Raw genomic sequence first — 25164 nt, 5'->3', positions numbered from 1 at the left:
GGGTAAAGACGGCTCTCGGGTTCACCCCCGAGTAACAGACCGAAGCCGACAGTAGATTCGACCCCCGCCGGCGAAGGTGTGGAGCAGCGGGCGTTTCAGGCGCCGTGACGGCGCGGGTTCAGACCAGCGCGGTGGCGTCGAATATCCAGGACATGTCTTCGGTTGCGAGGTTCTCGAGGTAGTTGGGTGGTGCGAAGGCCAGCACACTGGAGTAGTCCCAATAGTCCTTCCACACCGTGATTTTCCCGTCGACAACTCGGTGCACGGTGGCGAACCTCAGGGTGCCCCGCTCGCCGGTGGGAAATACCCACGTCTCGGAGTGTTCGTACATGACGTCCGGGCCGTTGGACACCAGTTGGCCGCCGTGGTGCCGGTATTCGGCCAACCGGTCGAACAACAGCCGGAGCCGCTTGACGATGTCCTCGGGCCCGCGGGCCGCGGCTGCCGGCATCGGCATGTCCACGTAAAGGCAATCCGGCGCCAGGAAGGTCTTGAGCGCATCCCAGTCAAATCGGGCCAACGCGTGCCACATGCCCAAGACAACGTCGCCGGTTGCGGTGGTTGAATCCGTCGTGGAGGCGTCCATCATGATGGTCACTGAACCGGGTTGCGAAGCCGGTGTCAATCATCGAGGAGGGAGATCGCAAATGAGCGCGCGCGTGGAGCAGTTGGAATTTCAGGCCGAGGCCCGGCAACTGCTGGATCTGATGGTCCACTCGGTCTACTCCAACAAGGATGCCTTCCTGCGGGAGCTGATCTCCAACGCCTCCGACGCGCTGGACAAGCTGCGACTGGAGGCGTTCCGTAACAAGGACCTGCAGGCAGACACCTCCGATCTGCACATCGAGATCGAGGTGGACAAGGCGGCACGCACCCTGACGGTCCGCGACAACGGCATCGGGATGTCGCGCGATGAGGTGGTGGACCTGATCGGCACCTTGGCCAAATCCGGAACCGCCGAACTGCGCCAGCAACTACGCGAAGCGCAGAACGCCAAGAACGAAGCAGCGTCCGAAGAGCTGATCGGGCAGTTCGGGATCGGGTTCTACTCGGTGTTCATGGTCGCCGACCGCGTCGAGATGCTGACCCACAAGGCCGGCGAGAGCGAAGCCATCCGCTGGGAATCCAGCGGTGACGGCACCTACACCATCGAAGCGGTCGACCCGGGCGAGCAAGCGCCCCAGGGCACCTCGATCATCTTGCACCTCAAACCCGAAGACGCCGAAGACGCCCTGCACGACTACACCGCGGATCCGACGATCCGGGGCCTGATCAAGAAGTACTCCGACTTCATCGCCTGGCCGATTCGGATGCAGGTCGAGCGGGTGAGTCCACCTGTTGAAGAAGGCGGCGAACCGACCGTCACCCTGGAGACCGCGACGCTGAACTCGATGCAGGCGCTGTGGGCGCGCCCCAAAGACGAAGTCTCGCCAGAGGAATACAGCGAGTTCTACAAACACATCGCGCACGCCTGGGACGACCCGCTCGAGGTCATCGCGATGAAGGCCGAAGGCACTTTCGAATACCAGGCGCTGCTGTTCATCCCGTCGCACGCGCCGTTCGACATGTTCAACCGCGACGCGCAGGTCGGCGTGCAGTTGTACGTCAAGCGGGTGTTCATCATGGGTGACTGCGACCAGCTGATGCCCGAATATCTGCGCTTCGTCAAGGGCGTCGTCGACGCGGCGGACATGTCACTCAACGTCTCTCGGGAAATCCTGCAGCAGGACCGGCAGATCAACGCCATCCGGCGGCGGCTCACCAAGAAGGTGCTGTCCACCATCAAGGAGCTGCAGTCGGGCCGCCCCGAGGACTACCGCACCTTCTGGACCCAGTTCGGCCGGGTCGTCAAAGAGGGACTGCTCAGCGACTTCGACAATCAGGAGGCACTGCTGGGCATCTGCTCATTCGCCTCCACGCACAGTGACTCCGAGCCGACCACGCTGGCCGAGTACGTCGAACGCATGAAGGACGGTCAGGAGCAGATCTTCTACGCCACCGGCGAATCCCGCCAACAGCTGCTCAAATCACCACACTTGGAGGCGTTCAAAGCCAAGGGGTATGAGGTGCTGCTGCTGACCGACCCGGTCGACGAGGTGTGGGTGAACGCCGTCGCCGAGTTCGCCGGGAAACCGTTGCAGTCGGCGGCTAAGGGCGAGGTGGATCTGGACTCCGAGGAGGACAAGACCGCCCATGAGGCCGAGCGCAAGGAGCAGGAAAAGGATTTCGCCGACCTGCTCGCCTGGCTGGCGCAGACCCTGACCGAGCATGTCAAAGAGGTGCGGCTGTCGACCCGGCTGACCGAGTCACCGGCCTGCCTGATCACCGACACCTTCGAGATGACTCCCGCGTTGGCCCGGATCTACCGGGCCAACGGTCAGGAGGTTCCGGTCGGCAAGCGCATCCTCGAACTCAACCCGGGCCATCCATTGATCACCGGTCTGCGGCAGGCCCACACCGAGCGAGGCGGCGAGGATGCCGACTTGGCCGAGACCGCGGAATTGCTCTACGGCACAGCGCTGTTGGCCGAGGGCGGGGCGCTGGAAGATCCGGCGCGGTTCGCCGAACTGCTGGCACATCGGCTGGCCCGCACCGTCTGAGCTCGGCCCCTCAGGGCACCAGCACCACTTTGCCGACGTTTTCCCGCGCAGCAAGAATGCGGTGGGCCTCGGCGGCATTCGCGAATGGCACTGCCGCATGCACCACCGGGGCCGCGACGCCGGCCGACAGCGCCTCGGACAGCGGGGTGATCCAGGGTCCGAGGGTGCCGCGGTCGTCCCACAGTCGCAGCATGTTCAACCCGATGACGGTCTTGGACTGCTCGATCTGCGTGATCGCATTGAACCCGCGCAGCATCGCCAGCGCCTGCGGCGCCGCCCGCAGCAGGGATCGCTTCTCACCCTGCTGCAGCGACGAAAGGCCGTAGGCCACGAGTCGTCCACCGGGACGCAGCAACCCCAGCGACCGTCGCAGTGACGTGCCGCCGAGCGCGTCGAGCACGATGTCGTATGGCTGCAGGCCCTTCCACCAGCCCTTTCGGCGGTAGTCGATGGCGCGGTCGATGCCCAGCGCGGCAAGCCGGTCATGTTTGCCCGGTGACGCGGTGCCGTGCACGACCGCCCCGGCGGCCTTGGCCAGCTGGATCGCCGCAATACCGACACCGCCGGCCGCGGCGTGCACCAGTACCCGCTCACCGGCCTGCAGCGACCCGTAGCCGTGCAGCGCCGCCCAGGCCGTCGCGTAGTTCACCGGTACTGCGGCACCCTGTTCGAAGCTCATCGACGGCGGCAGGGTGACCGTGTCGGCGGCGTTGGCGTTGACGATCTCGGCATAGCCGCCGAAACGGGTGCCGGCCAGCACCCGCTCGCCGATGCGGGCCGGGTCGACACCGTCACCGACGGCCTCGATGGTGCCGGCCACCTCGTAACCGACCACGGCGGGCAGCTTCGGGGCGTCGGGATACAAGCCGACTCTGGCCAGGTGGTCGGCGAAGTTGACTCCCGCCGCGCGCACCCCGATGCGCACTTGACCGCCACCGGGCGGTGGAGGGTCGGGGCGGTCCTGGACCTGGAGCACCGATGGGGGGCCGGTTTTGGTGATCACGACGACGCGCATGGGTGCCAGCCTATTGCCGCGAAGGCCATAATCGTCTACGTGGACGTTCTCGATGAGCTGAACGGGTTGGTGGCGCTGTCGGGCGAGGTGGCGGCCGACTCCGATCCCGCGGTGGCCGAGTTTGCCGAACAGTTCGGTGTCGATGTCTCGATGATCACCGATTCTCAACGGTCCCGGCTGTGGGAGGCGTTGGGGGAGAGGACCTTCGGCGCTGTCGTGCAGATGTTCATCGCCGACTTCGTGCCGCGGGTGCGCGCCGGCCTAGACGCGCTGGGTGTGGAAGTGGCATGGCCGGAAGCCAACTCCCAGGATCGCACGGGCAACGTGGCCGACGCATTGTTCAACGGGTTCATGCCCGCCGTCGCCCGGCTGCGGTCCCTGGATCCGGTGACCTCGGAGGTGGTGCGGTTGCGCGGCGCGGCCCAACACAACTGCCGGCTGTGCAAGTCGCTGCGCGAGACGACCGCCCTGAACGCCGGCGGATCTGAGTCGCTCTATGACGACATCGAGCGCTTCGAGGATTCGGCGCTGCTCAGTGACGCGCAGAAGGCGGCGCTGCGTTACGTCGACGCGCTGGTCTGGACACCCGGGCGGATCGATGCCGAGGTGGCCGCCGGAGTGCGCCGGCACTTCACCGACGAGCAGGCCGTCGAGCTGACGTTGGATGTGATGCGCAACGCCGGCAACAAGATTGCGGTGGCACTGGGTGCGGACGCGCCGCGGGTCGCCGAGGGGACCGAGCGCTACCTGCTCGACGCCGACGGCCAGACCGTGTACGGCTGAATTCAGCTGGAGTGGCGGGCCAAGAAGCCCAGCACGGCGTCGGCGAAGACATCGTTGCGGTCACCGGCGACCATGTGACCCGCCCCGGCGACGTCGACGAACTCCACCTGGGGGAACCGGCGCAGGAAGGCCTCGGCGTTGTCGGCGTTCACCAGGTCACTGAGCTGACCGCGGACCAGCAGGATCGGCACGCCGCCGTCGAGGATGGTCTGTACCGCGGCGTTGAGCCGGTCGACGTCGTGGATCTCCATCGGCCCCTGATGCTCGGCGCCGCTGATGAACTGCGGGTCCCAGTGCCAGTACCAGCGGTCGCCGCGGCGGCGCAGATTGGTGGCGAGCCCGGTCAGGTCGGTGGGGCGGGGCCGATGCGGGTTGTAGGCGGCGATCGCGTCGGCGACCTCATCGAGCGAGTCGAATCCGGACTCCATGTTCTCGGCCATGAACGCCTGCACCCGCTGCGCGCCCAAGGGGTCCATGTTGGGCACGATGTCGACCAGCACCACCGCGCTGACCGCGTCGGGCGCCAGTTCACCTCCGAGCAGCATCGCGGCGCACCCGCCCAGTGATGCGCCGACCAGAACCGGGTCCGGCGGCAGGGTACGCAGCACCTCGTGGACGTCGGTGGCGAAGCTGACGAGCCGATAGTCGCCCTCGCCGGCCCAGTCCGATTCGCCGTGGCCGCGCAGGTCGACGGTGACGGCCTGCCAGCCCCGCTCGGCCACCGCGGCGGCGGCGCGGCCCCAGGAGCGTCGAGTCTGCCCGCCGCCGTGCAGGAACACCACTGCTCGGGCGTCGGGGTCACCGTGGCGGTCGGCGATGATCCGCACATCGCCTGGTGCGTGGGTAACGAAGGTTTCCGAGGTCATCTAAGCATCGTATGACGGTATCGGCATGCGACCATCGTCTGCCCGGGAAAAAGGCTGTTGAGCTGCGGGTTATCGGGGTTACGATGATGTATTCATCGCTTCGGGAGGGCAATCATGGCCCGTCATCTCGCCCTGGTCTACGGGGCACTCAACTACCTGGTCTTTCTGGTTATCTTTCTGTATGCCGTCGGCTTCGTCGGCAACCTTGTGGTGCCGCGCAGTGTCGACTGTGGCCCGACGACGCCGGTGGGGGCCGCTTTCGTCATCGACGTGGCACTGCTGGGGCTGTTTGCGGTCCAACACAGTGTGATGGCACGCCCGGCGTTCAAGCAGCGGCTGACGCGCGCGGTGCCCCAGTATCTCGAACGCAGCACCTATGTCCTGGCGTCGAATGTGGTTCTGGCCCTGTTGTTCTGGCAGTGGCGGCCGATCCCCGCCATCGTCTGGGACGTGACGACGCCGGCGGTACGGCTGGTGGTGTGGGGCTTGTTCTGGCTGGGCTGGCTCATTGCGTTGGTGTCGACCTTCCTGATCAGTCACGTCGATCTGTTTGGCCTGCGCCAGGTATATCTGGCGTGGCGGGCCCAGCCGTACACCGATGTCGGTTTCCGTGCCCGGTCGCTGTATCGCGTGGTGCGGCATCCGCTCATGCTGGGCTTCGTGATCGCATTCTGGGCGGCGCCCACCATGACCGTCGGCCATCTGCTGTTTGCGGTGGCGACCACCGGCTACATCCTGATCGCGACGCAGCTGGAGGAGCGTGACCTGATCGCCGCACTGGGCGACCGGTACCAGCAGTACCGTCGCCAGGTGCCGATGCTGGTGCCCGGCGCGTTCAGACGAACGGCGCCACGGCGAACCGGCCCCACGCCAGGAGCGCGAACACAGTAATGAAGGCGATGTCGCCGGCCATATAGCCCCACTCGTTGCGGCGCAGTCGGGTTGTGGCGGCGCCGGACATGAACAGCATCAGGCCGCAGGCGGCGATCGGCCCCAGCAGTGGCGCCACCCCGACCGCCGCTGGAAGCACCAGGCCGATCGCGCCGATCAGCTTGATGGTGCCGATGGTCTTGAGATGACCGTTGTCGAAGTCATCGACCCAGTGCTGGTTGGCGCCCAGCGCCCGGTACCTCTCCCTCGGAAGCAGCAGCAGGGCCGCGCCGCCGATGACGAATCCGGTGGCGAGGATGCCCGCGATGATCCACAGGGCGGTGTTCATGGCGTACTCCTTGTCGTTTGTGGTTACCCCGGTCGGGTGGGGCCCGTCATCAGCTGTGACGGACCGACACCACGAGAGGTAACCGATGACGACCGAATCACAGCTGGCGCGGGATTTCGAACGGCAGCGTCGTCGCCTGCTGGCGGTGGCGCATCGGGTGCTGGGCTCGCGTACCGACGCCGAGGACGCGGTGCAGGAAGCATGGCTGCGGTTGTCCCGTCAGGACACCGACGCGATCGACAACCTGCCCGGGTGGTTGACGACCGTGATCAGCCGCATCTGCATCGACACGTTGCGTTCGCGGGCCGCCCGGCCCGAGGTCTCGATCGGTACCGAGCTCCCCGAACTGGTGGTGACCGAGGACGACGACACTCCCGAGCACACTGCGGTGCTGTCGGATTCAGTGGGGCTGGCATTGCTGGTGGTGCTGGGGGCGCTGCGTCCCGACGAGCGCCTGGCGTTCGTGCTGCACGACATGTTCGCGGTGCCGTTCGCCGAGATCGGCCCGATCGTCGGGAGATCGGCCGATGCCGCCAAGATGCTGGCCAGTCGGGCGCGCCGCAAGGTCCAGGAGGTGCCCGCGCCGTCGGGGGATCGGCATGCCCGGCGCGAGGTGGTCGACGCGTTCCTGGCGGCCGCGCAGGGCGGGGATTTCGGCGCATTGTTGCGGGTGCTCGATCCCGATGTCACCTGGCGCCAGCAGACGGCCAGGGGGGTGACGGTCACGACCGGGTCCGACGCGGTCGTCGAAGTCGTTCGCCGCGGCCGGGGGGCGCGCTTCACCGCGCGTCGGGTCCTGGTCAATGGCGAGCCCGGAATCCTGGGCTGGGGTCCGTCCGGCCGGCCGCTGAACCTGATGGCGTGTACGGTGCGTGACGGTCGCCTGGTGGGCATCGTGTCGATCGCGGACCCGGTCCGGCTGGCTGGGATCGATCTGCCCGCGCCCCCGGATGTGGCCGGGCGATAAAGTCGTGATCGCCAGTTGGCACCGGGGGCGGTAGCTCAGTCGGTTAGAGCCGCGGACTCATAATCCGTTGGTCGCGGGTTCGAGCCCCGCCCGCCCCACTTTGCTTCTATGACTTCGGTTGATCCTTGACACTGCCTGAATGAGCTTCCGAATGCCACTCACAACAACGAATCGACGCACAGAAGAACTGCACGGAAGCGCACAAAGACGGCCGCTACAACATTGCGCAGGACGACAATGCCTATTCGTCCAAGCTTGACCGGGACGGCGACGGCCTGGCGTGCGAGCCCAAGCCGTAATGGGGCTCTTCCGGTCAGTGCACTGTCAAGACCTCATCCGCCAAACCAGACATTGAACAGAGCCTGAAACAACTCGTCGGTGGAAAGTGTCGGAATCTCGTTGATCGTGGTCATGCCGTCGACAACCGTGGTAGCCGAGTCAATCTGGTCTGCGGTCAACCCGAGGTAGGCACTGTGCAGTCCCAGCCCGAAGAGCAGCTGCTCCCAATTGGTGCCCCCTAACAGCAGGTCCAGCCAACTCTTGGTCACGTCCGCTACGAAGACGTCGCCGTTGATGTTGAAAATCTCGGTGGGGTAGAGGTTGGTCGGGACGGAAGCGGCGTTGGCGCCCAGCATGACGAAACGCAAAGCGTCAGTGGGAACGCCCGCATCCATGAGTTGCTGTTCGGACAAGGCGGCCACGAGGCTGCTTTGCGAGTAGGTGAAAATTGTCAGCGGATCGCTGCACACACCGGTGGCGTCACAGCCCATGTCGCCGGCATGGTAGTCGGCGAGGATCTGGTTGACTAGGATGGACTGGCCCTCCGGGACGCTCTTGAAGAAATTGAACGTGTTGGGCAGAGTCAGCGCCAGGGTCGAGTCCGTAGTGCCCTCGTATCCCAGGGGATTGAGGTACAGATCCATCCCGCTGCTGATGTAGCTGGCGGGCGGTGTCGGGATGCCGGTCGGTCCCAGGACAAATGCATCCGTTGAGCCGTCGAGGAATTGGCGATTGTCGAAGGTATAGGATTCGGCGTTGGCAGCGGCCGCCCACATGAGGGCGGCACCGCACAGCACGGCACCGATGATCATTTGCTTCATGGCTCCACCTTGAGCGCAAGTTCACGGATGATTTGGGGGATGACGCCCAGCCGAATCTGCTGGGCGCACGAATTCAGTAGCCAGCGCCCTGCCCTCCGGCAGGTATCTGGCGTGCGCTGTAGTACCGGTTGTCGACGTTGAAAATTATTGTAGTCGGCGAAAATTTCGTCTCCGGAATCGAAATATTCGCCGGTAAAAATATGTGCCGGTCAAAGGATCTCGCGCTGGCAGTCCACGTGCATCATGCGGCGCGGAATAAGTGAACGATGCGTCCCACGTCTCAGTGGAGACAAGTGTCACGATGTCGCTTATTGCGCACACGCCGTCTACTGAAATTGCGCCCGAGCGGACTTCGGTCAGGGTCAACCCGGAAGGCCTTGTGCAGTTCGGGTCCGTACCTCTGACCGCGCGGTGGGGCCCCGCAGATGCCGACACCGACAACCGTGCCATTGACAAATGGCGCAATCACTGGTGTTGTATCTGCCGTGGCAGAACCTGACGGCCGTGAACTCCCGGACGTGCCCACCGGCGCACCACTGCGTGCGCGGGCGGCGGCCGCCATCACGCGATGGACGCTGCGGCGGCTCAACAACGCCATTCCGATGAATTCTCCGGGCATAGCCTTCGCGCGCGGACTGATCGCCACCATCATGGGGACCTTCGGGTCGATGCCGGCCGGGACCAGGATCGTTCCCGTGCACGACGCGCCGGTGCGCGGCGAGTGGGTACTCGGGCCGGGCGTCGAGTTCGGCGGGCGGGCCGGCTACTACGTGCATGGCAGTGCCTACGTGATCTGTTCGGCGCGCACTCACCGCAAGCTGGTCGCCCGGCTCTCGCAGGCGACCGGCATGCCGATGTTCTCGGTGGACTATCGGCTGGCTCCCGAGCACCCCTTCCCGGCTGCGGCTCAGGATGTCGAGGCCGGATACCGGTGGCTGCTGGCCCAGGGCTATTCCGCGTCCGACATCGTGATCTGCGCTGATTCTGCCGGCGGCCACCTGACCTGCGAAATGTTGCTCACCCATGTAGGCGAACCGGCCTTCGCGCCGGCCGGCGTCGTGCTGTTCTCGCCGCTGATCGACCTCACGTTGGGCCTGGCCCAACAGCAGGAGGCGGCTCAGCCCGACCCGGTGATATCGGCGGCTGCGGCGTGCCGGCTGGTGGCGCTCTACACCGACGGCCAAGATCCCGCCGACGTGCGGCTGCGCCTTGACTTCACCGCCGCGGATCGGCTGCCGCCGTTCCTCACCCAGGTGGGCGGATTCGAGATGCTCAGCGCCGACGCGCGGTACCTGGACGCCGAGATCCGGCGGGCCGGCGGGGTGAGCACGTTGGAGGTGTGGCCCGGGATGGTCCACGTCTTCCAGGCCCTGCCGCGACTGGCCCCGGAGGCCAAGCCCGCGCTGCGCCGCGCAGCGGCGTTCATCGCCCAGAGCTACGCCGACACCCGATCTGATGAACTCGAGGAGACCTGCTGATGTTCGGAATCGACACCGTGTTGTCCCTGTTCCGCAGTAACCACCGGCGAACCTCCGTCGTCAAGGCCGTGGTCACCGGCGCCGGCAGCGGCATAGGGCGGTCCTTCGCCCTGGAACTGGCCCGCCGCGGCGGCGACGTCATCTGCGCGGACATCGACGCCGAGCGGGCTGCCGAGACGGTGGCGCTGATCGAGCAACTGCCCACCGGCTCAGGGCACGCCGTGCAGTGCGATGTCTCCGACCGCGGCGCGATCGAACGCCTCGCCGCTCAGGCTCAGGAGATCTTCGGCGGCGCGCCGGGCTTGGTGATCAACAATGCCGGCGTTGGAGTCGGCGGAAAGCCCGTCGGCGACATCGGTTTCGACGACTGGGACTGGGCGCTCGGGATCAATCTGTGGGGCGTGGTCTACGGCTGCGAGGTCTTCACTCCGATCCTGCGATCCGCCGGCCGTGGCGGAATCATCAACGTGGCCTCGGCGGCCGGATTCGCCGCCGCACCGTCGATGGCGGCCTACAACGTGTCCAAGGCCGGCGTGATGTCGCTGTCGGAGACGCTCGCCGCAGAACTGGACGGCACCGGCATCGCCGTCACCGTGCTGTGCCCGACGTTCGTGAAAACCAACGTCTTCACCGACGGCCGGATCACACCCGGCTCGATGAACCTCAGCCAGCAGCTGGCCCGCTGGACCGGATTGTCCGCGGATGACGTCGCGGCCCGGACCCTGGACGCCCACGACGACGGCCGGCTGTACGTGGTGCCGCAGTTCGACGCCAACGTCATCTGGCACATGAAGCGGCACTTTCCCGAGCTTTACGTCCGCGGCGCCGGACTGCTCGGCCGCGTGCTGCCCCAGAACTGAACTCCGAGAAATCGACTCGCGAAAGGAACCAGGCGATCATGGCGATGAATCTGGAAGAGATGCTTCAGAAGATCAAGGACAAGCAGTGGGCTCTGGTCGACATCGACTGGGATGCACCGGGAGCCGACCTGATCGAGCCCGAACTGTGGGCCAAGCTCAAGCCGTTCATGACCGACCTGATGTGGATCGAAAACGTCGGCGCTCGCGGCTTCGCTGCACTGGCCAAGAAGGCCCCCACGCCCACGCTCAAGAGCATCTACGAGCACTTCCACGCCGAGGAGCAGAAGCACGCGAACGCCGAGCTGGCCCTGATGCGCCGGTGGGGCATGCTCGACGACGACGAGGTCCCGCCGCCCAGCGTCAACGTCCAGCTGGTCATCACCTGGCTCGATAAGTTCTCCGACAGCATGTCGCTGTCGATTCTGGGCACCGTCATCCCGATGCTGGAGGTGGCACTCGACGGCGCGTTGATCAAGTTCATCACCGATGAGGTCCAAGACCCGGTGGCCCAGGAAGTGTTCAAGCGGATCAACTCCGACGAGTCGCGTCATCTGGCTGTCGACTTCGAGGTGATGGATATCCTGGGCCACGCGAACCTGCGCAAGCTGGCGGTCGAGTTCGTCGGCAGCTGGATGAATCCCGCGCTGCTGATCGGCACGCTGAGCTATTTCCCGCTGCTGAACAAGATGCGCGACAACATCGTGGCGATGGGTGTCGACGAAGAACGCCTATATCAGGCGATGCGCCGCTTCCGGAATGTCGGTGAGCGCAGCGCTTTCGTCCGGCGGGTGCCGATGTACCAGTTCATCTCCTGGCACGGCAAGAAGGTGATCGACCGGACCTCCAAGTACCACTGGCTGGCCGACTCCCTGGTCGCGATCACCGGCGTGATCCCGCCGGCGCTGGTGCACAACACCCCGACCTGGTCAGACGCACTGACCTACGAGCCGGTCGCGTAAGTAAGAGGGACGATCACTGTGACTATCTCAACAGCCATCATCGGCGCCGGATTCGCCGGAGTCGGCGCCGCGATACGCCTCAAAGACCAGGGCATCACCGACTTCGTGATCCTCGAACGCGATTCGCGCGTCGGCGGAACCTGGCGGGACAACACCTACCCCGGCGCGCAGTGCGACATCCCGTCGAGGCTGTACTCCTACAGCTTCGCCCGCAACCCTGAGTGGTCGCAGACCTACTCCGGTAGCGCCGAGATCCTGGGGTACATCGACACCATGGTGGAATCCGCCGGGATCGAACCCAACATCCGGTTCGGGCACAACGTGACCGGTGTCGAATACGACGCCGAGGCGGGGGAGTGGAGCATTCGGCTGGCCCGCCGCAAGCCGCTGCGGGCCCGCAATGTGATCGTGGCGTCCGGCCCGTTGTCCAATCACAGCTTCCCGAACATCCCGGGCATCGAGACCTATGAAGGCAACAAGATCCACAGTGCCCGTTGGGATCACGACTACGACTTCACCGGCAAGAAGGTGGCCGTGATCGGCACCGGATCCAGCGGTGTGCAGATCATCCCGGAACTGGTCAAGGTCGCCAAGTCGGTCAAGGTGTTCCAGCGCACGCCGGGCTGGGTGCTGCCGAAGCTCAACACGTCGACCGGTGACCGGCTCAAGCAGCTCTACAAACACGTCCCGCTGGCGGAGAAGCTGATGCGTTCGGCGTGGTTCTGGGGGCATGAGTCGGTGGCTCTCGGCGTGGTTTGGGACACCCCACTCACCCGGCTGGTCGAGGCCCTGAGCGTCGCCAATCTGCGGCTGCAGGTGAAGGATCCGTGGATGCGTCGCCAGCTGACGCCGGACTTCTCGGCCGGATGCAAGCGGCTGTTGATGACCAGCGACTACTACCCGGCGCTGCAGGCGGACAACTGCACACTGGTGACCTGGCCGATCGCCAGGTTGTCTCCCAAGGGAATTCGCACCGTAGAGGGGATCGAGCACCAGTTCGACGCGATCGTGTTCGCCACCGGCTTCGACGTCTCCAAGGCGGGCACCCCGTTCCCGGTCACCGGGCTCGAAGGCCGGGATCTGGGCTCGGAGTGGAGCGGCGGGGCATACGCCTATCGCAGTGTGGCGGTGTCGGGATACCCGAACCTGTACTTCACCTTCGGGCCCAACTCGGGGCCGGGCCACAACTCGGCGCTGGTGTACATGGAAGCCCAGATCGACTACATCGTCGAGGCGATCGCCAAACTGCTGCGGTTCAACTGGAAGTCGCTCAACGTGCGGCCCGAGGTCCAGGCCCGGCACAACCAGGAGATCCAGCGGCGCCTGCAGTCCACCACCTGGAATTCCGGCTGCCAGAGCTGGTATCTGACCGATGACGGCTTCAACGCCACCATGTTTCCGGGTTTCGCCACCCAGTACGTCAACCAGCTCAAGGAAATGGATCTGCACGACTACACGATCACCGAGGCGAAGACGGCCGGTGACCCGGTGTTGACGGCATAGGGTCGCGCTGGTGACCGAGTACCGCATCGACGACCTTGCGCGGGAGGCTGGAACGACCACCCGCAATGTGCGGGTCTACCAGGAGAACGGCCTGCTTCCCCGGCCGCTGCGCCGGGGCCGGGTGGCCATCTACACCGACCGGCACCTGGGGCAGTTGCAGGCGATAATCCGTCTGCTCAGTGAGGGTTTCACGGTCAAGCACATCTTGAAGTTCTTGACCGGTCTGCAGCGGGGTGAGGCCCTGGCCGAGGTACTCGATCTGGCCGATCTGGGCGAGTTGGTGACCGCGCCGTGGTCGCACCCGGTATCGCAGACCATGGCTCTCGATCAACTGGAGGCGCGCCTGGGGCGCCTCGACGCGCCGATGCTGCGTCGGCTGGTGAGCGGCGGCGTCATCGAGGCGACCGACACCGACGGCGTCTACCGGGTGATCGACGTGCGTCAGGTCGACGACTTTGCCAAGCTGGTCTCGCGCGGGCTGCCGTTGGCAATGATCCTCAAAACCATGACCGCGGTGGACAAGAAGCTCGATGACGCGGCCGCGGCGCTGACCCGCTCCGGTCACACCGAGGTGGTCCGGCAGCGCGGGAAAGGGTGGCTGCCCAGCAACGACAACGAACTCGCCTGGGCCGCAGACTTGGTCGACACCATGCGCCGGGTGGCGCGCCGCTCCGCGCACGCGAGTCTGGACCGGGCGTTCGACACCGCGGTGCGCGCCGAATTGCGGCACTACCAGGAAGCCGGCAAGGAAGTTTGACGACGGTGCGGGATCGGGTACTCCGAGGCATGCCCCGCATCATCGAACTGCATCGCGCGCTGCTGGACCGCATTCTCGGTGGCGCGGCGACCGCGCCGGTCGGGCTACGGCGCGCCGCCTTCGACAACACCGGACTCGACGAACCGATGGCCACCCTGGTCGACAAGGTGGCGCACCACTCCTACCGGGTGACCGACGGTGACGTCGCCGCCGCGCGCGTCGCCGGCCTGAGCGAAGATCAGATCTTCGAGGTGGTGGTGTGTGCCGCCGTCGGGCAGGCGACCCGGCAGTACGCCGGGGCCATGGCCGTCCTGGCAGGGCTAACCGAAGGACCGGGACAGCGATGAGGCTGGCGATCCTCGACCACGGACACCGACCGGGCACCAAAGTGCTGCTGGGCATGATCCGGCTGGTGTCACGACAGCCCGTCGTCGACGCCGTCAAACTGGCGTTCTACCGCCGCGAATTCTATGGCGCCGGTCCGCTCACCCAGGAGGCGATGCGCGGCCCGTCGGCGTGGAGCATCGGAGAACGTGAACTCATGGCAGCCTATGTGTCCCACGTGAATTCCTGCCCGTTCTGCGTCGCCGCGCACACCGCCACTGCCAATCTCTGTTACCGCGATGACGCGACGGCCGCCGCCACGCTCGCCGACCTGGAGACCGCCCCGATCTCAGAGCCGCTGCGCGCGACGCTTCGCCTGCTGGGCAAGCTCACTCGGGAGCACCGTGTCGACGCCGACGACATGCGCGCCGTGCTGGCGGCCGGCGTCACCCCCGAACAGATCCGAGATGCCTTGGCTGTCAGCCTCGCCTTCAATATCACCGACCGGCTGGCCAACGCCTTCGGCTTCGAGGTGGCCGGCCCGGCGGCGATGGCCGCCGGCGCCCGGCATCTGGTCAAGCGCGGCTACGGGTAGGCGCCTGGTTCTTCGGAGCTTTGCAGCTCATCGAAGCGGGCGAGTGCGGCGTCGAGGTCGGACCCTTCGAACAACTCGCTGCGGCCGATCAGACCATTGTCGAAGGTCAGCACGTGGATATCACGCCACTCGGCGTCGAAGCCCTCTTGTGAGATCCCGTGCATCACATGGGTAACGACAGTTCCGATATTACTGAGTCGGTGTACCGCCGCGATGTAGAGCCGAGTGTCAGGCGAGTCGTCCCATGCCGCTTGGATGTAGGCGATCACGTGGCGGGAGGTGACGGCTGCCCCGCGACGGTGGTCGATGTTCACCCAGTCGGGTGTCGCGGGGTTTGGCGCCCGGAATCGTGACCGGCGCACCATGCTGCCGGACCTGGAGAGGCCATAAAACCCCCAGCTCCACGGCTTGTAGCGTACTCATGACACCCATCGTGGGTGAGGTGATTCAACGCGCGGTAAAGATCGATTAAAGGTCGTTGCTGATCATTCCGGTGCGGCACTGAGCAGGACTAGACTCTTGAGTTCATGGCTATCCGGCGCGCGGTGCTGGTCATCGCCGACATCGGCGGCTACACCGCCTACATGAATTGGAACCGGATGCATCTGGTGCACGCCCAGATGGCCGTGGCCGCATTGCTGGAGTCGGTCATCGACGCCGCCAAGGGCATGAAGCTGGCGAAGCTGGAGGGTGACGCGGCGTTCTTCTGGGCGCCCGACGGTGACGCCCAGGAGTTGGTCAGCGAGCGGGTATCGCGAATGCATCAGGCGTTCCTGAATAAGCGGGCTCGTATCGAGAACGGCCGCGGTTGCCGCTGCGAGAGCTGCGAGCAGTTGAAGAACCTGTCGCTGAAGTTCGTTGCGCACGAGGGTGAGGTTGCCGAGCAGAAGGTCAAGCGCCGCAGCGAACTTGCCGGCGTGGACGTCATCCTGGTGCACCGGATGCTCAAGAACCAGGTACCGGTTCCCGAGTACGTGTTGATGACCGACGTCGTCGCGCAACGGCTCGACGAGCCCGTCCGTGCGGCGTGCACGGCGCTGGTGCATGACTTCGAGGGGCTGGGCCAAACGCCGACGTACTACCTGGATCTGGCGAAGTCAGCGGTAGAGCCACCGGCGGATGCCATGGGGTTGGCCGACAAACTGAAATTCCGCTGGAATGCGCTGCCGTTCGTGGTCGGAGCCAAACAGCCCGGCGCGGGATTCCGCAGCCTGGGCCGTGGCGCGGCCGAGCATGCCGTGGGCTGAGGAATCCGGCGCAGCTAGACCTGGGTACGCCGGACCGAGGAAGCGCTCCACCATATTGCGTTGGGCCGCTGGATCACTGAGCGGCCAACACCACAGGGCCACAAGCACCCGGACTGCAGATTCGCGGCTGCTGCTGTTGTGGGGTGCGGCCAACCGTGACTCGAAGCAGTTCGCCTCGTCTCACGAGTTTCGCCTCGACCGCAGCGGCGCCAGGAACCACCTGGCTTTCGGCAGGGGAGTGCTACAGCTTTCCGGCGACGAAGTCAGCTGCCTGGTTGACCATGCCTGACGAGATATACGCGCCGGCCAGGTGTTGCGGCCAGTTCTCTTCCCAGGTGTTCGGGTCGGCCGGGTTGCAGATCGGGTCGGCGCCATGACACTGCTCGATGGTCCGATCGTTGTAGACCGGGCTGAAGTTGGTGATGGGGCCGACCCATTGGCTGCCGTTGCCGAAAAGTGCAACCGCGGCGATGTGCTCGTCGGCGCCCGGCGGCAGGGGATTGGTGAAGCCGAACGCCGAGAAGGGGACAGCGAGCACCACGTCGGTGACTGCGGCACCCAGCGAGTAGCCCCCGGGAACGATGCGGGTGTTGGGACAGCCGTTGATGGTCTTCTGGATGTGGGCGCTCATGTCGTTGGCACCCTGGTCGACCTGATTGTCGGCGGGGTAGTTGACCGCGTACACACTGACGTTCTTGGAGGTTTTGGCGCGCAGGGCGCTGACGAACGCATTGCCGACCGCTCCGGCCCCGGGCGATTCCAGACGCCCACGGGCGAACACCACCTCGGCGTCGGGGCAGGCCGCGCCGGCCGGTGCAACGGTTCCGGCGGGAATCACGATCGGGGCGGTCAGCAGCACTGCCGCGAGCACGGTGCCTCGACCTGCGAGTCTGAATGTGCGGGCCCGGGAATCACTCACGACGGGGATTTTAGTGATCGGTGCTCACCCTGTCGCACCGAGCGTCAGCCGATTCGGGACTGTTCGAGATATGCCGCCAGCGCGTTGGTCAATCCGCGGCGGGCTTCGTCGAGGTCGGCGTATGAGCCGAGTTGACGTTCGGAGACCAGCCCGCGCATCGCGCCCGGGATGAGCGCGGCGACCTCCCGCACCCGCTGCGGGTCGACGCCGAGATCGGCGAACGCGTGGTGACAGGTCTGCAGCCAGCTGCGGCCCCAGGAGAACAGTTCGGCGGCGGTGCGCGGATAGAGCCGTTCCAGCTCGCGATGGTCGCGGGGCAGCGCGGCCCGCAGATTCTCGATGGCGCGCGAATCCTGTGACGCCAGGCCGTCATAGAGGGTGTCGATGATTCCCGCGACTCGATCTCGCAGCGGCGCATCCGATTTCACCCCGGCGAACGCCGACATCGCCGCGTCGCGGCGCTCTGCGGTGCGGTGCAGCACCGCCGCCCAGAAGCCGTCGACATCGCCGAATTGGTACTGCACCGCGCCCCAGGTGGCACCGCTCTCCTTGGCTATCCGGCTGGCCGACACCGCGCCCGGGTCACCAGTGGCCAGTGAGCGCACCGCGGCATCCAGCATCGTCTCGCGGGTCGCCTGCCCCCGCTTGTTGCTGCGCCGCGCCGCCGGTTGAGTCATTTGCGAAAGTCTAGCAATTGTTTCATAGTGCCCGCTATGATTCCTGCGAGCGACAACCGGCGAGAGGATACGCAGACATGGCCAAACCGCCACTGTCGATGAAGCCGACTGGCTGGTTTCAGGTCGCCTGGTCCGACGAGATCGGGATCGGCGACGTCCACACCATGAAGTACTTCGGCCAGGAGATGGTGGCCTGGCGTGCAGAGTCCGGCAGGCTCACCGTGATGAACGCCTACTGCGAGCACCTCGGTGCGCATCTGGGCTACGGCGGCACCGTCTGCGGTGAGGTGCTGCAGTGTCCGTTTCACGGATGGCAGTGGAATGCCCAGGGCCGCAACGTCTGTATCCCGTATCAGGACAAGCCCAATCGCGGCCGTCGCATCGGCACCTACCCGGTGATCGAGCGCAACGAGTCGGTCTACATCTGGCACGACGTGCACCGGCGTGAGCCGTACTTCGATCCGCCGGATGTGTTCGCCGACTTCGACGACCGCAGCGCCGCGGACTACTACCCGCAGCGGCGGCTCTACCGCCAGGCCCTGGAGCTGCACCCGCAGTACGTCTTGGAGAACGGCGTGGACTTCGCTCACTTCAAGTACGTGCACCGCACCCCGATCGTGCCGGTGTTCACCCGCCACGACTTCGCGCAGCCGGTGTCCTACGTCGACTTCACCATCACCTTCGAAGGAGACGACGGCCAGAGGATCGAGGACGTCAACAGCGGCGTGGAGGCCATCAACGGCGGCTTGGGCGTTGCGGTGACCAAGAGTTGGGGCATGATCGACAACCGCACCATCTCGGCGATCACTCCCGTCGACGAATCCACCTCCGACGTCCGGTTCATGGTCTACATCGGCCGCACACCGGCCGTCGGTTCAGCGCGGCTCGACGGAGGAGAGGCGAAACTGGGACCGCCGCATAAACCCGCCGATCCCGCCCGTGCCGACGCCAGAGCCAGCGAATTCGGGCAAGAGGTGATCCGCCAGTTCGAACAGGACATCCACATCTGGTCGCATCAGCGCTATTCGGATCCACCGGCCCTGGCCACCGCCGAGTACGAGGGCTTCACCGCAATCCGCCAGTGGGCCAAGCAGTTCTATCCCGACGGCATCGGCGGAAGTGCTGCCGAGGTCGCTGAAGCCACTGCCCAGAAAGGCTCCACCGCATGAGCACATCCGTCGCACCCGTCCGCGTGTTCCAGGTCGCCACCGGCAACGTCGGCAAGGAGATGATCAAACGGATCGCCACTCGGCCCGACCTAGAACTGATCGGCGTGCACTGCTACTCGCCGGACAAAGTGGGCAGGGACGCCGGCGAGTTGGCCGGCATCGCCCCCAACGGGGTGATCGCGACCGGCAGCGTCGAGGAGATCATCGCGGCCAAGCCCGATGTGGTCACCTTCCACGGCGTGTTCCCCGACGAAGACCTCTACGTCGCCGTACTGGAGGCGGGCATCAACATCGTCACCACCGCAGACTGGATCACCGGCTGGCACCGCGACCACAACCACCCGCATCCCTCGGGCAAGCCTGTGACACAACTACTTTCCGAGGCGTGCGAGAAGGGCGGTGCGACCTTCTACGGCACCGGGATGAACCCCGGTCTCAACCAGATTCTGGGTGTGGTGTGCGCGGCTGATGTCGCCGAGATCGAGAACATCACCACCATCGAATCCGTCGACGTGTCGTGTCATCACTCCAAGGAGACCTGGATCGAAGTCGGCTATGGTCAGCCGGCCGACGACCCGGAGATCCCGGCCAAGCTGGAAAAGTTCACCCGGGTCTTCGCCGACAGCGTCCTGATGATGGCCGACTGTTTCGGCCTGACGCTGGACGAGGTGACGTTCGGCTACGAGCTGGGCGTGTGCACCAGGGACGTCGACCTGGGCTGGTACGCGCTGCCCAAGGGATCGTTGGGCGGCAGCTACATCAAGTACCAGGGCATGGTCGACGGCGTGCCGCGCATCGAGACGCATCTTGAGTGGCAGATGACGCCGTTCACACAGCCGAACTGGAATATCAAGGGCTGCTATATCACTCGGGTCAGCGGCGACCCGTGCGTCTACAACAAGCACATGATCTTCCCCAAGCCCGGCTTGGACCTGTCGGATCCGGACAACTTCGCCTCGATCGGCATGACGGTGACCGGCCTGCCCGCCCTCAACGCGATCACATCTGTTGTGGCCGCCAGGCCGGGGTTGCTGACCAGTGCTGACCTGCCACTGCGAGGATTCGCCGGACGCTTCAAGCTCTGACGCGCGTCACCTACGGCATCGGGGTTCCGGCACTGCCTTCGGTGATCGGGGTGCCCGCGCTTCCCGACGGCGGTGGCGTCGCCGGCACCGGACGGGAGGGGCGCTGCGCCGGAGCCTGCTGCGCGGGCGCTCGATGACTGCTGCCACCGCCGGACGTCGGAGCCTGCTGCTGCGGCTGCTGCCGGGGCGCCTGTTGCCGTGGTGCGGCCTGCGGTGCCGGAGCCGGTGTCACCCAGCGGATCAGGTCGGCACCGCCGGCCTGGTACACCAGGCTGTTCGGGGCGTCGCCGGTCACGTCGAAGTAGACCTTGCCGCTGGTCTTCTGGCCCTGCGTGAGTCCGGTGGGCATGATGCCCTGCGCCGTGGGCACCGTGAAAAGTGCCTGGTAGTTCTGGCCGCTGGCCGAACGGGCGCTGAGGTTGGCGATGATCGGGAAAACCGTGCCCGCAACCGCCTCGTCGGTGGCGGTTGCCTCCCACAGTGTGCCGCGCGGCTGGTAGGGAATGGAATCCGAGCTGGGCCGCAAATCGCTGATCGTCCAGCCGCTCACGCCGGGCCCCTCGGGCACCGTGGCCTGGGTGCCGATCGGATGGGTTGCCGGCGTCGGTGCCGGGTCCGGCTCAGCGCCGGCGATCCCGGTGCCGAGGACACCGGCGGTGGCCAATGCTCCCAGAGCCAAGGCGGTCGAGATGGACTTCATCGGTCTGACTCCTCTAAGCGTTTTTCATCCCGGTGGCGTATGTGTCCAAGTGCTGAATCATTACGGGCTGCCTGCCAGGCTACCCAGAATGACTCCGGCCCGGCACCCGCAGAAAGCGGGAGCCGGGCCGGAGTTCTACGGCGTAAGGGGTTTACGAACCGGAGCTGTTCGCAGCGCCCGCCACGGCGGCACCCGACGAAGCGGTGCCGGTCGAGGGGACCGGGGTGCCCTGATTGCCGGCCGCCGCCGGGGTGCTCTCCGCGCTACCCGCCGCCGGGGCGCCTGCGGTCTCCGCGGGGATCGGGGTGCCGGAGCTGGCGCCCGCCGCCGGGGCCGACGCCGCCGGGGTGCCCGACGAGCCTTGCCCCTCCGGGGCCGAGGCCACCGGGGTGCCTGCCGAAGGGGTGCCCTCGGAGCCGGCAGCCGGGGTGCTCTCCGCGCTACCCGCCGCCGGGGTGCCCTCAGCGCTACCTGCCGCCGCCGGAGTACCCGCCGCCTCAGCCGGTAGCGGAGTGCCCGAGCTGCCCGCGGCCACCGGGGTGCCCTGGCTGCCGGTCGTGGCCGGTGCGTCGGTCTTCGGGCTGCCGACGGTGGCCGGCGCGGGCTTCGGGGCGGTGGCCGCCGGGGCTGACGTGCCGCGCGGGGCGGCGGCCGGAGCCGACGAACCGCCGCCGGTCGGTGCGGCCGGAGCGGCCGGGGTCCACACCAGCATGTCCTTGCCGGCGTGCTGGTAGACCGCGCTGTTGGGGGCGTCACCGGTCACGTCGAAGTAGACCTTGCCGCTGGTCCGCTGGCCCTGGGCCAGGTTGGAGGGGTTGACGCCCTGCGCGGTGGCCACGGTGAACAGTGCCGGGTAGGTCTGACCGCTCGAGGAGCGGGCGCCCAGGTTGGCGATGACCGGGGTGACGGTGCCCTGGATGGCTACGTCGGTGGCGGTGGCCTCCCACAGCGTGCCGCGGGGCTGGTAGGGGATGGCGTCCGAGCTGGGACGCAGGTCGCTCACCGTCCAACCCTGGACGACGCCACCGTCCACCACGGTGCCCTGGCTACCGATGGGCTGGGTGGTGGGGCCGGCTTCACCGGCGTCTGCGGCGGCGATAGCTGCGCTGAATGCGCCGGCTGCGGCCAGCGCTCCGGCTGCGGCAATGGCTGTCGGGATCAACTTCATCGGGGGGTGACTCCTCGGGTTCGACTGGATCTCGGGGGTGCTTGCTCAGGGGGCAAATCTTAACGGATTGACCACGATCGGTGGCCCGCGTCTCAGGTATTTCGCTGGTCACGCAACTGGCCCTGCGGCTATGAATGCAGGCTCCACCAGGAGTAGATCTGTTCCAGGCTCGGTGTGTTGTGCTCGCTGCGTACCGAGCCGATCACCAGGTGCTTCTCGTTGGACCAAGCCAGCAGGGGAGCGCCCTGACGATTGGCGCAGAGCAGCATTCCCGACTTTTCTTGGCTGTTCGCGGCATGCCAGGCGCCCGGCGACAGGATCTTGTTCGGGCACTCGACGACGGTGCTGGAGTGCGTCGTGTTGTCGAAGCTCTGGCGCATCGCTTCGGCGTCTTCGAACAGCGAATAGATCGCCGACGGCGGGCCTCCTGGGTCGACGTTGCGTCCGCAGGTCATCGCCGCGATGGCGCCGTCCAACGGCTGCGTCGACTTGCAGGTGCCCTCCGGATAACCGGCCGGCAGCAGCTTGAGCAGGCGGGCCTCGGCTTCGGCGTTCGCAACCGTCACGGTGGACTGCGAGGCTCCCGAATCGTCGGAATCGACGGCGAAGTCGTCGGAACCGGAGCGGTTCATCAGCCAGGTGATCAGCCCGACAACGACGACGAATATCGCCGCCAGGCGGATCAGCAGCGCGCGCTTGGCGGGATCGCGATAGGCGGGAACTGATTTCGGTGAACTGAACCAGTCATCGTCGGCCGCCGAGACGCGAGAAACGCGGGGCAGGCTCGGGTTGGTGGGCGGGGCCACCGGTTCCGGCACCGTGATCTCGGGCTTCTGCGATGCGGGGGACGACGGGGCAGGGGGTGCCGACGGCGGAGTCTCGGGCGGAGTCGGCCGCGGTTCGGCCGCAGGTGCCGGCGGGGCTACCGGCGGCTGGACAGCGGGACGCAGCACCGGGGGTGTCGGGGGTACTTCGGCCGCCGGAGCGGGCGGCGCAACCGCGGTCGGCGGCTCGATCAACGGGGGCGTCGCCTGTTGGCTGGCCTCGTAGATCTGCACGGTTCGATGCTGGTCGGGAGCGCTCAACGCCTGATAGGCCGCGGTCGCCAGCTCCGCGGCACTGCTGTAACGCTCCGTGGGGTCCTTGGCCATGCCCTTGGCGATCACCGCGTCGAAGCTGGGCGGAATCGTCGAGCCGGCAAGGCTGGGCCGCGGAATCGGCTTGCTCTGGTGGGCGTTGGCCAGCATCTTGACGCTGTCGGCCCGGTACGGCGGCGCACCGGTCAGGCATTGGTAGAGCACGCACGCCAGTGAGTAGACGTCGACGCCCGCACCGAAATCACCGCCGCCGAACAGTTCCGGCGCGGAGTACTTCCAGCGGGCGCCGCCGTGCTCGGCGTCCACAGAGCTGGCACCGGGCGCGCCGGCGATCCCGAAGTCCACCAGGTAGACGAAATCATCGCTGGTCAACAGGATGTTGCGCGGTTTGACGCCTCGGTGGATCACCCCGGCGGCGTGCGCGGCGTCCAGTGCCGCGGCAACCTGCCACACCACGTTCACCGCGCGGGAGGGGGGCAGCACGCCGGTCCGCTTCAGCACCGCCGACAGGTCGGCGCCGGACACCAACGGCATGTCGATGAACACCTCGCCGTCCAGCTCGCCGTAGTCGCGGACCGGGACCACATGCGGCTCCTGCACCCGCCCCACGGTCAGAGCCTCACGCTGCAGCCATTCCCGAAACGCCGGATCGTGGCCCAATGCCGGTGTGACCAGCTTGAGTGCGGCCGTCCGGTTCTTCTGGACGTCGACGGCGTCGTACACCTCACCGGTGGGTCCATGGCCCAGCAGTCGAATCAGGAGGTAGCGCCCAACACGTGACCCAGCCCGCGAACCCGACGCGGTCTCGCCCATCAACGACTCCTCCAGAAAGCGCCCAAAACCCGATCGTCGCGGGCGCGGCCCCGACGACATCGCCGCCCATGATTTCATCATTGAACGCGCCGGGCATCAGCCGGTCGCGTCAAGTTGGGCCCAAATCCACCTGACCTGCCCGGTCAGCGACCGGTCAGGTTACTGATGGTCATGATCTCGAGGTTGCGGTAGGCCAGTCCGGACGGCTGAACCAGATCGTGAAACCACAGCTGGGGGGCGGTGGTGTAGGGACTGTCCCAGGAGTCCCACGGCAGGTAGGTCTGCGTCCGCCCGGCCACAAAACCCCAGTTGTACGCGCCGACGTTGTGCCGCTTCATGATGGGCAGGATGTCGTCGATGGTGCTGCCGCGGGTTCGCGCCAGGTATTCGGTGCACATGATCGGCCGGCCCAAGGGCGCCAGCTCGGCGATCCGCTGGTTGAACGTCGTGGACCTGTCATAGGAGTGGAAGGTGATGAAGTCCGAGCTGCCCAGCTGGGTGTTGACGATCGAGCTGCCTTCACGCGAGCCCTCCCAGATACCACTGGTCAGCGGCTGCCGGGCATCGACCGATCGAGCCCAGCTGAAAACCTGGGGCAGCAGGTCGCTGATCAGGTCGAGCTTGTCGGACCGCTCGACGGCGCTGTACTCGCGTGCCATGTTGTCCGGCTCGTTCCACAGATCCCAGCCGAGAACTCTGTCGTCGTACCGGAATTGGGTCATGACACCGGTGACGTAGTCATACATGGTGCGGTAGTAGTTGCGGTCGCCGAGCCGCTCGGCGCCGGGACTCTGCACCCATCTCGAGTTGTGGATGCCGGGCCGCGGTGCGAGCTGCTGACCCGACTTGGGGTGCGGATCCCAGCAGGAGTCGAAGAGCACGAACAGCGGTTTGATCCGCCGGCGGGCGGCGACCGACACGAATTGGGCCAGCCGGTACTGGAAGCCCTTGCGGTCGTTGGCCCACAGCTGGTCGTGCAGGAACACCCGCATGGTGTTGAAACCCGCGTTGTGGGCCCAACTCAGCTCGTTGTCGATGCGCTGCAGATCGAAGGTTCCGGCCTGGAACATCTCAAGCTGATTGACGGCGGTCGAGGTGATGTAGTTCGACCCGACGGGCCAGCCCTGTGCCTGGTACCACCGGTTGACACGATCAATGGACCACCGGCCCGGGTCCGCGCCGGCGAGCGGGAGCCGGCTCAACGTGGGACCCGCCGCCAGCAGCAGAGGCAGCCCCAGCGCCGTTCGACGTTTCACGAAGTGA

The 25164-nt window shown here is 66.2% G+C and carries 26 protein-coding genes, 1 tRNA gene and 1 pseudogene; 16 read left to right on the top strand and 12 right to left on the bottom strand.

The genetic code is table 11. The features are described 5' to 3' along the window. Window positions 1-118 precede the first annotated feature (118 nt). Complete coding sequence (locus K6T84_RS01790; protein WP_224865741.1) at window positions 119-586, bottom strand: nuclear transport factor 2 family protein; 468 nt, start codon at window positions 584-586, stop codon at window positions 119-121. 61 nt (window positions 587-647) lie between these two features. On the opposite strand from K6T84_RS01790, the gene htpG reads away from it, so the two are divergent. Continuing rightward, window positions 648-2600 (top strand): molecular chaperone HtpG, encoded by a 1953-nt coding sequence (gene htpG / locus K6T84_RS01785; RefSeq protein WP_225401795.1) that lies wholly within the window; start codon window positions 648-650, stop codon window positions 2598-2600. A 10-nt stretch (window positions 2601-2610) separates the two neighbouring features. Here htpG and K6T84_RS01780 read toward each other — a convergent pair whose 3' ends face one another. After that, window positions 2611-3615, bottom strand: a complete 1005-nt coding sequence (locus tag K6T84_RS01780; protein ID WP_225401796.1) for a zinc-binding dehydrogenase — start codon at window positions 3613-3615, stop codon at window positions 2611-2613. A gap of 57 nt (window positions 3616-3672) precedes the next feature. On the opposite strand from K6T84_RS01780, the gene K6T84_RS01775 reads away from it, so the two are divergent. Continuing rightward, the gene (locus K6T84_RS01775) at window positions 3673-4398 is read left to right on the top strand and encodes a carboxymuconolactone decarboxylase family protein (protein WP_408066043.1); all 726 of its coding nucleotides are present in this window, start codon (window positions 3673-3675) and stop codon (window positions 4396-4398) included. 2 nt (window positions 4399-4400) lie between these two features. Here K6T84_RS01775 and K6T84_RS01770 read toward each other — a convergent pair whose 3' ends face one another. Beyond that, window positions 4401-5264: an alpha/beta fold hydrolase gene (locus tag K6T84_RS01770; protein ID WP_225401797.1), complete on the bottom strand. Its 864-nt coding sequence runs from the start codon at window positions 5262-5264 to the stop codon at window positions 4401-4403. 114 nt (window positions 5265-5378) lie between these two features. Between K6T84_RS01770 and mddA the strand changes: the two genes are divergently transcribed. Continuing rightward, window positions 5379-6155, top strand: a complete 777-nt coding sequence (gene mddA / locus K6T84_RS01765; RefSeq protein WP_225401798.1) for a methanethiol S-methyltransferase — start codon at window positions 5379-5381, stop codon at window positions 6153-6155. Here mddA and K6T84_RS01760 read toward each other — a convergent pair. Beyond that, window positions 6100-6483 (bottom strand): DoxX family protein, encoded by a 384-nt coding sequence (locus K6T84_RS01760; RefSeq protein WP_225401799.1) that lies wholly within the window; start codon window positions 6481-6483, stop codon window positions 6100-6102. The two genes, mddA and K6T84_RS01760, sit on opposite strands and share 56 nt — an antisense overlap. Before the next feature lie 85 nt (window positions 6484-6568). Between K6T84_RS01760 and K6T84_RS01755 the strand changes: the two genes are divergently transcribed. From K6T84_RS01755 to K6T84_RS01745, 3 genes and pseudogenes are all read left to right on the top strand, one after another. After that, complete coding sequence (locus K6T84_RS01755) at window positions 6569-7450, top strand: sigma-70 family RNA polymerase sigma factor (protein ID WP_224865306.1); 882 nt, start codon at window positions 6569-6571, stop codon at window positions 7448-7450. 24 nt (window positions 7451-7474) lie between these two features. Continuing rightward, window positions 7475-7548: transfer RNA gene (locus K6T84_RS01750), tRNA-Ile, on the top strand. A gap of 87 nt (window positions 7549-7635) precedes the next feature. Beyond that, window positions 7636-7749, top strand: a pseudogene (locus K6T84_RS01745) (excalibur calcium-binding domain-containing protein); the annotation flags it as partial. 33 nt (window positions 7750-7782) lie between these two features. Here the strand turns inward: K6T84_RS01745 and K6T84_RS01740 are convergent. Beyond that, a complete protein-coding gene (locus K6T84_RS01740; protein ID WP_225401800.1) occupies window positions 7783-8550 on the bottom strand; it encodes a PE-PPE domain-containing protein in 768 nt (255 codons plus the stop codon). A 485-nt stretch (window positions 8551-9035) separates the two neighbouring features. Between K6T84_RS01740 and K6T84_RS01735 the strand changes: the two genes are divergently transcribed. The 7 genes from K6T84_RS01735 to K6T84_RS01705 are packed head-to-tail and all read left to right on the top strand — an operon-like array spanning window position 9036 to window position 15026. Beyond that, on the top strand, window positions 9036-10028 hold the full coding sequence (locus tag K6T84_RS01735; protein WP_225401801.1) for an alpha/beta hydrolase: 993 nt from the start codon (window positions 9036-9038) through the stop codon (window positions 10026-10028). After that, window positions 10028-10888 carry an SDR family NAD(P)-dependent oxidoreductase gene (locus K6T84_RS01730; RefSeq protein ID WP_225401802.1) on the top strand — a complete coding sequence of 287 codons (861 nt, stop codon included), beginning with the start codon at window positions 10028-10030 and terminating at the stop codon, window positions 10886-10888. The genes K6T84_RS01735 and K6T84_RS01730 overlap by 1 nt, the downstream gene beginning before the upstream one ends. Window positions 10889-10926: 38 nt before the next feature. Next, window positions 10927-11847 carry a ferritin-like domain-containing protein gene (locus K6T84_RS01725; protein ID WP_224865310.1) on the top strand — a complete coding sequence of 307 codons (921 nt, stop codon included), beginning with the start codon at window positions 10927-10929 and terminating at the stop codon, window positions 11845-11847. Window positions 11848-11865: 18 nt separating this feature from the next. Beyond that, window positions 11866-13350, top strand: coding sequence for a flavin-containing monooxygenase (locus tag K6T84_RS01720; protein WP_224865311.1), 1485 nt, complete (start codon window positions 11866-11868; stop codon window positions 13348-13350). 10 nt (window positions 13351-13360) lie between these two features. Beyond that, complete coding sequence (locus K6T84_RS01715) at window positions 13361-14107, top strand: MerR family transcriptional regulator (protein ID WP_225399380.1); 747 nt, start codon at window positions 13361-13363, stop codon at window positions 14105-14107. A 29-nt stretch (window positions 14108-14136) separates the two neighbouring features. Continuing rightward, on the top strand, window positions 14137-14454 hold the full coding sequence (locus K6T84_RS01710) for a carboxymuconolactone decarboxylase family protein (RefSeq protein ID WP_224865313.1): 318 nt from the start codon (window positions 14137-14139) through the stop codon (window positions 14452-14454). Then, on the top strand, window positions 14451-15026 hold the full coding sequence (locus K6T84_RS01705; RefSeq protein ID WP_224865314.1) for a carboxymuconolactone decarboxylase family protein: 576 nt from the start codon (window positions 14451-14453) through the stop codon (window positions 15024-15026). The genes K6T84_RS01710 and K6T84_RS01705 overlap by 4 nt, the downstream gene beginning before the upstream one ends. Here K6T84_RS01705 and K6T84_RS01700 read toward each other — a convergent pair. Then, window positions 15017-15340 (bottom strand): hypothetical protein, encoded by a 324-nt coding sequence (locus K6T84_RS01700; RefSeq protein WP_225401803.1) that lies wholly within the window; start codon window positions 15338-15340, stop codon window positions 15017-15019. The genes K6T84_RS01705 and K6T84_RS01700 overlap by 10 nt on opposite strands. 213 nt (window positions 15341-15553) lie before the next feature. Here K6T84_RS01700 and K6T84_RS01695 point away from each other — a divergent pair, with 213 nt between their 5' ends. Next, window positions 15554-16273, top strand: a complete 720-nt coding sequence (locus K6T84_RS01695) for a DUF2652 domain-containing protein (protein WP_224865316.1) — start codon at window positions 15554-15556, stop codon at window positions 16271-16273. Between the two features lie 241 nt (window positions 16274-16514). Here the strand turns inward: K6T84_RS01695 and K6T84_RS01690 are convergent, their stop codons facing one another. After that, window positions 16515-17192, bottom strand: coding sequence for a cutinase family protein (locus K6T84_RS01690; protein WP_224865317.1), 678 nt, complete (start codon window positions 17190-17192; stop codon window positions 16515-16517). Window positions 17193-17236: 44 nt separating this feature from the next. Then, a complete protein-coding gene (locus K6T84_RS01685) occupies window positions 17237-17869 on the bottom strand; it encodes a TetR/AcrR family transcriptional regulator (protein ID WP_224865318.1) in 633 nt (210 codons plus the stop codon). Window positions 17870-17946: 77 nt separating this feature from the next. On the opposite strand from K6T84_RS01685, the gene K6T84_RS01680 reads away from it, so the two are divergent. Together K6T84_RS01680 and K6T84_RS01675 are read left to right on the top strand one after the other, a co-directional pair. Continuing rightward, entirely contained in the window at window positions 17947-19038 is a 1092-nt protein-coding gene (locus K6T84_RS01680) for a Rieske 2Fe-2S domain-containing protein (RefSeq protein ID WP_224865319.1), read from the top strand. Continuing rightward, window positions 19035-20123, top strand: a complete 1089-nt coding sequence (locus K6T84_RS01675; RefSeq protein WP_225399386.1) for an NAD(P)H-dependent amine dehydrogenase family protein — start codon at window positions 19035-19037, stop codon at window positions 20121-20123. The genes K6T84_RS01680 and K6T84_RS01675 overlap by 4 nt, the downstream gene beginning before the upstream one ends. A 10-nt stretch (window positions 20124-20133) precedes the next feature. Here K6T84_RS01675 and K6T84_RS01670 read toward each other — a convergent pair whose 3' ends face one another. From K6T84_RS01670 to K6T84_RS01655, 4 genes are all read right to left on the bottom strand, one after another. Then, window positions 20134-20823, bottom strand: a complete 690-nt coding sequence (locus tag K6T84_RS01670) for an MPT63 family protein (RefSeq protein ID WP_224865321.1) — start codon at window positions 20821-20823, stop codon at window positions 20134-20136. A 151-nt stretch (window positions 20824-20974) separates the two neighbouring features. Further along, window positions 20975-21991: an MPT63 family protein gene (locus K6T84_RS01665; RefSeq protein WP_225401804.1), complete on the bottom strand. Its 1017-nt coding sequence runs from the start codon at window positions 21989-21991 to the stop codon at window positions 20975-20977. Window positions 21992-22119: 128 nt separating this feature from the next. Continuing rightward, the gene (locus K6T84_RS01660; protein WP_225401805.1) at window positions 22120-23901 is read right to left on the bottom strand and encodes a serine/threonine-protein kinase; all 1782 of its coding nucleotides are present in this window, start codon (window positions 23899-23901) and stop codon (window positions 22120-22122) included. Between the two features lie 143 nt (window positions 23902-24044). Continuing rightward, entirely contained in the window at window positions 24045-25157 is a 1113-nt protein-coding gene (locus K6T84_RS01655; RefSeq protein ID WP_224865324.1) for a glycoside hydrolase 5 family protein, read from the bottom strand. Window positions 25158-25164 lie beyond the last annotated feature (7 nt).

It is taken from the genome of Mycobacterium zoologicum, from assembly GCF_020181635.2.
GTDB lineage: Bacteria > Actinomycetota > Actinomycetes > Mycobacteriales > Mycobacteriaceae > Mycobacterium > Mycobacterium zoologicum.
This window is presented reverse-complemented; position numbering and strand designations above follow the sequence as displayed.

Bases quoted from the DNA above. Each gene is read 5' to 3' on its own strand.
- K6T84_RS01755 (WP_224865306.1), top strand. From the start codon at position 6,569: ATGACGACCGAATCACAGCTGGCGCGGGATTTCGAACGGCAGCGTCGT.
- K6T84_RS01740 (WP_225401800.1), bottom strand. From the start codon at position 8,550: ATGAAGCAAATGATCATCGGTGCCGTGCTGTGCGGTGCCGCCCTCATG.
- mddA (WP_225401798.1), top strand. From the start codon at position 5,379: ATGGCCCGTCATCTCGCCCTGGTCTACGGGGCACTCAACTACCTGGTC.
- K6T84_RS01760 (WP_225401799.1), bottom strand. From the start codon at position 6,483: ATGAACACCGCCCTGTGGATCATCGCGGGCATCCTCGCCACCGGATTC.
- K6T84_RS01665 (WP_225401804.1), bottom strand. From the start codon at position 21,991: ATGAAGTTGATCCCGACAGCCATTGCCGCAGCCGGAGCGCTGGCCGCA.
- htpG (WP_225401795.1), top strand. From the start codon at position 648: ATGAGCGCGCGCGTGGAGCAGTTGGAATTTCAGGCCGAGGCCCGGCAA.
- K6T84_RS01660 (WP_225401805.1), bottom strand. From the start codon at position 23,901: ATGGGCGAGACCGCGTCGGGTTCGCGGGCTGGGTCACGTGTTGGGCGC.
- K6T84_RS01710 (WP_224865313.1), top strand. From the start codon at position 14,137: ATGCCCCGCATCATCGAACTGCATCGCGCGCTGCTGGACCGCATTCTC.
- K6T84_RS01695 (WP_224865316.1), top strand. From the start codon at position 15,554: ATGGCTATCCGGCGCGCGGTGCTGGTCATCGCCGACATCGGCGGCTAC.
- K6T84_RS01790 (WP_224865741.1), bottom strand. From the start codon at position 586: ATGGACGCCTCCACGACGGATTCAACCACCGCAACCGGCGACGTTGTC.
- K6T84_RS01670 (WP_224865321.1), bottom strand. From the start codon at position 20,823: ATGAAGTCCATCTCGACCGCCTTGGCTCTGGGAGCATTGGCCACCGCC.
- K6T84_RS01730 (WP_225401802.1), top strand. From the start codon at position 10,028: ATGTTCGGAATCGACACCGTGTTGTCCCTGTTCCGCAGTAACCACCGG.
- K6T84_RS01675 (WP_225399386.1), top strand. From the start codon at position 19,035: ATGAGCACATCCGTCGCACCCGTCCGCGTGTTCCAGGTCGCCACCGGC.
- K6T84_RS01705 (WP_224865314.1), top strand. From the start codon at position 14,451: ATGAGGCTGGCGATCCTCGACCACGGACACCGACCGGGCACCAAAGTG.
- K6T84_RS01780 (WP_225401796.1), bottom strand. From the start codon at position 3,615: ATGCGCGTCGTCGTGATCACCAAAACCGGCCCCCCATCGGTGCTCCAG.
- K6T84_RS01685 (WP_224865318.1), bottom strand. From the start codon at position 17,869: ATGACTCAACCGGCGGCGCGGCGCAGCAACAAGCGGGGGCAGGCGACC.
- K6T84_RS01680 (WP_224865319.1), top strand. From the start codon at position 17,947: ATGGCCAAACCGCCACTGTCGATGAAGCCGACTGGCTGGTTTCAGGTC.
- K6T84_RS01770 (WP_225401797.1), bottom strand. From the start codon at position 5,264: ATGACCTCGGAAACCTTCGTTACCCACGCACCAGGCGATGTGCGGATC.
- K6T84_RS01725 (WP_224865310.1), top strand. From the start codon at position 10,927: ATGGCGATGAATCTGGAAGAGATGCTTCAGAAGATCAAGGACAAGCAG.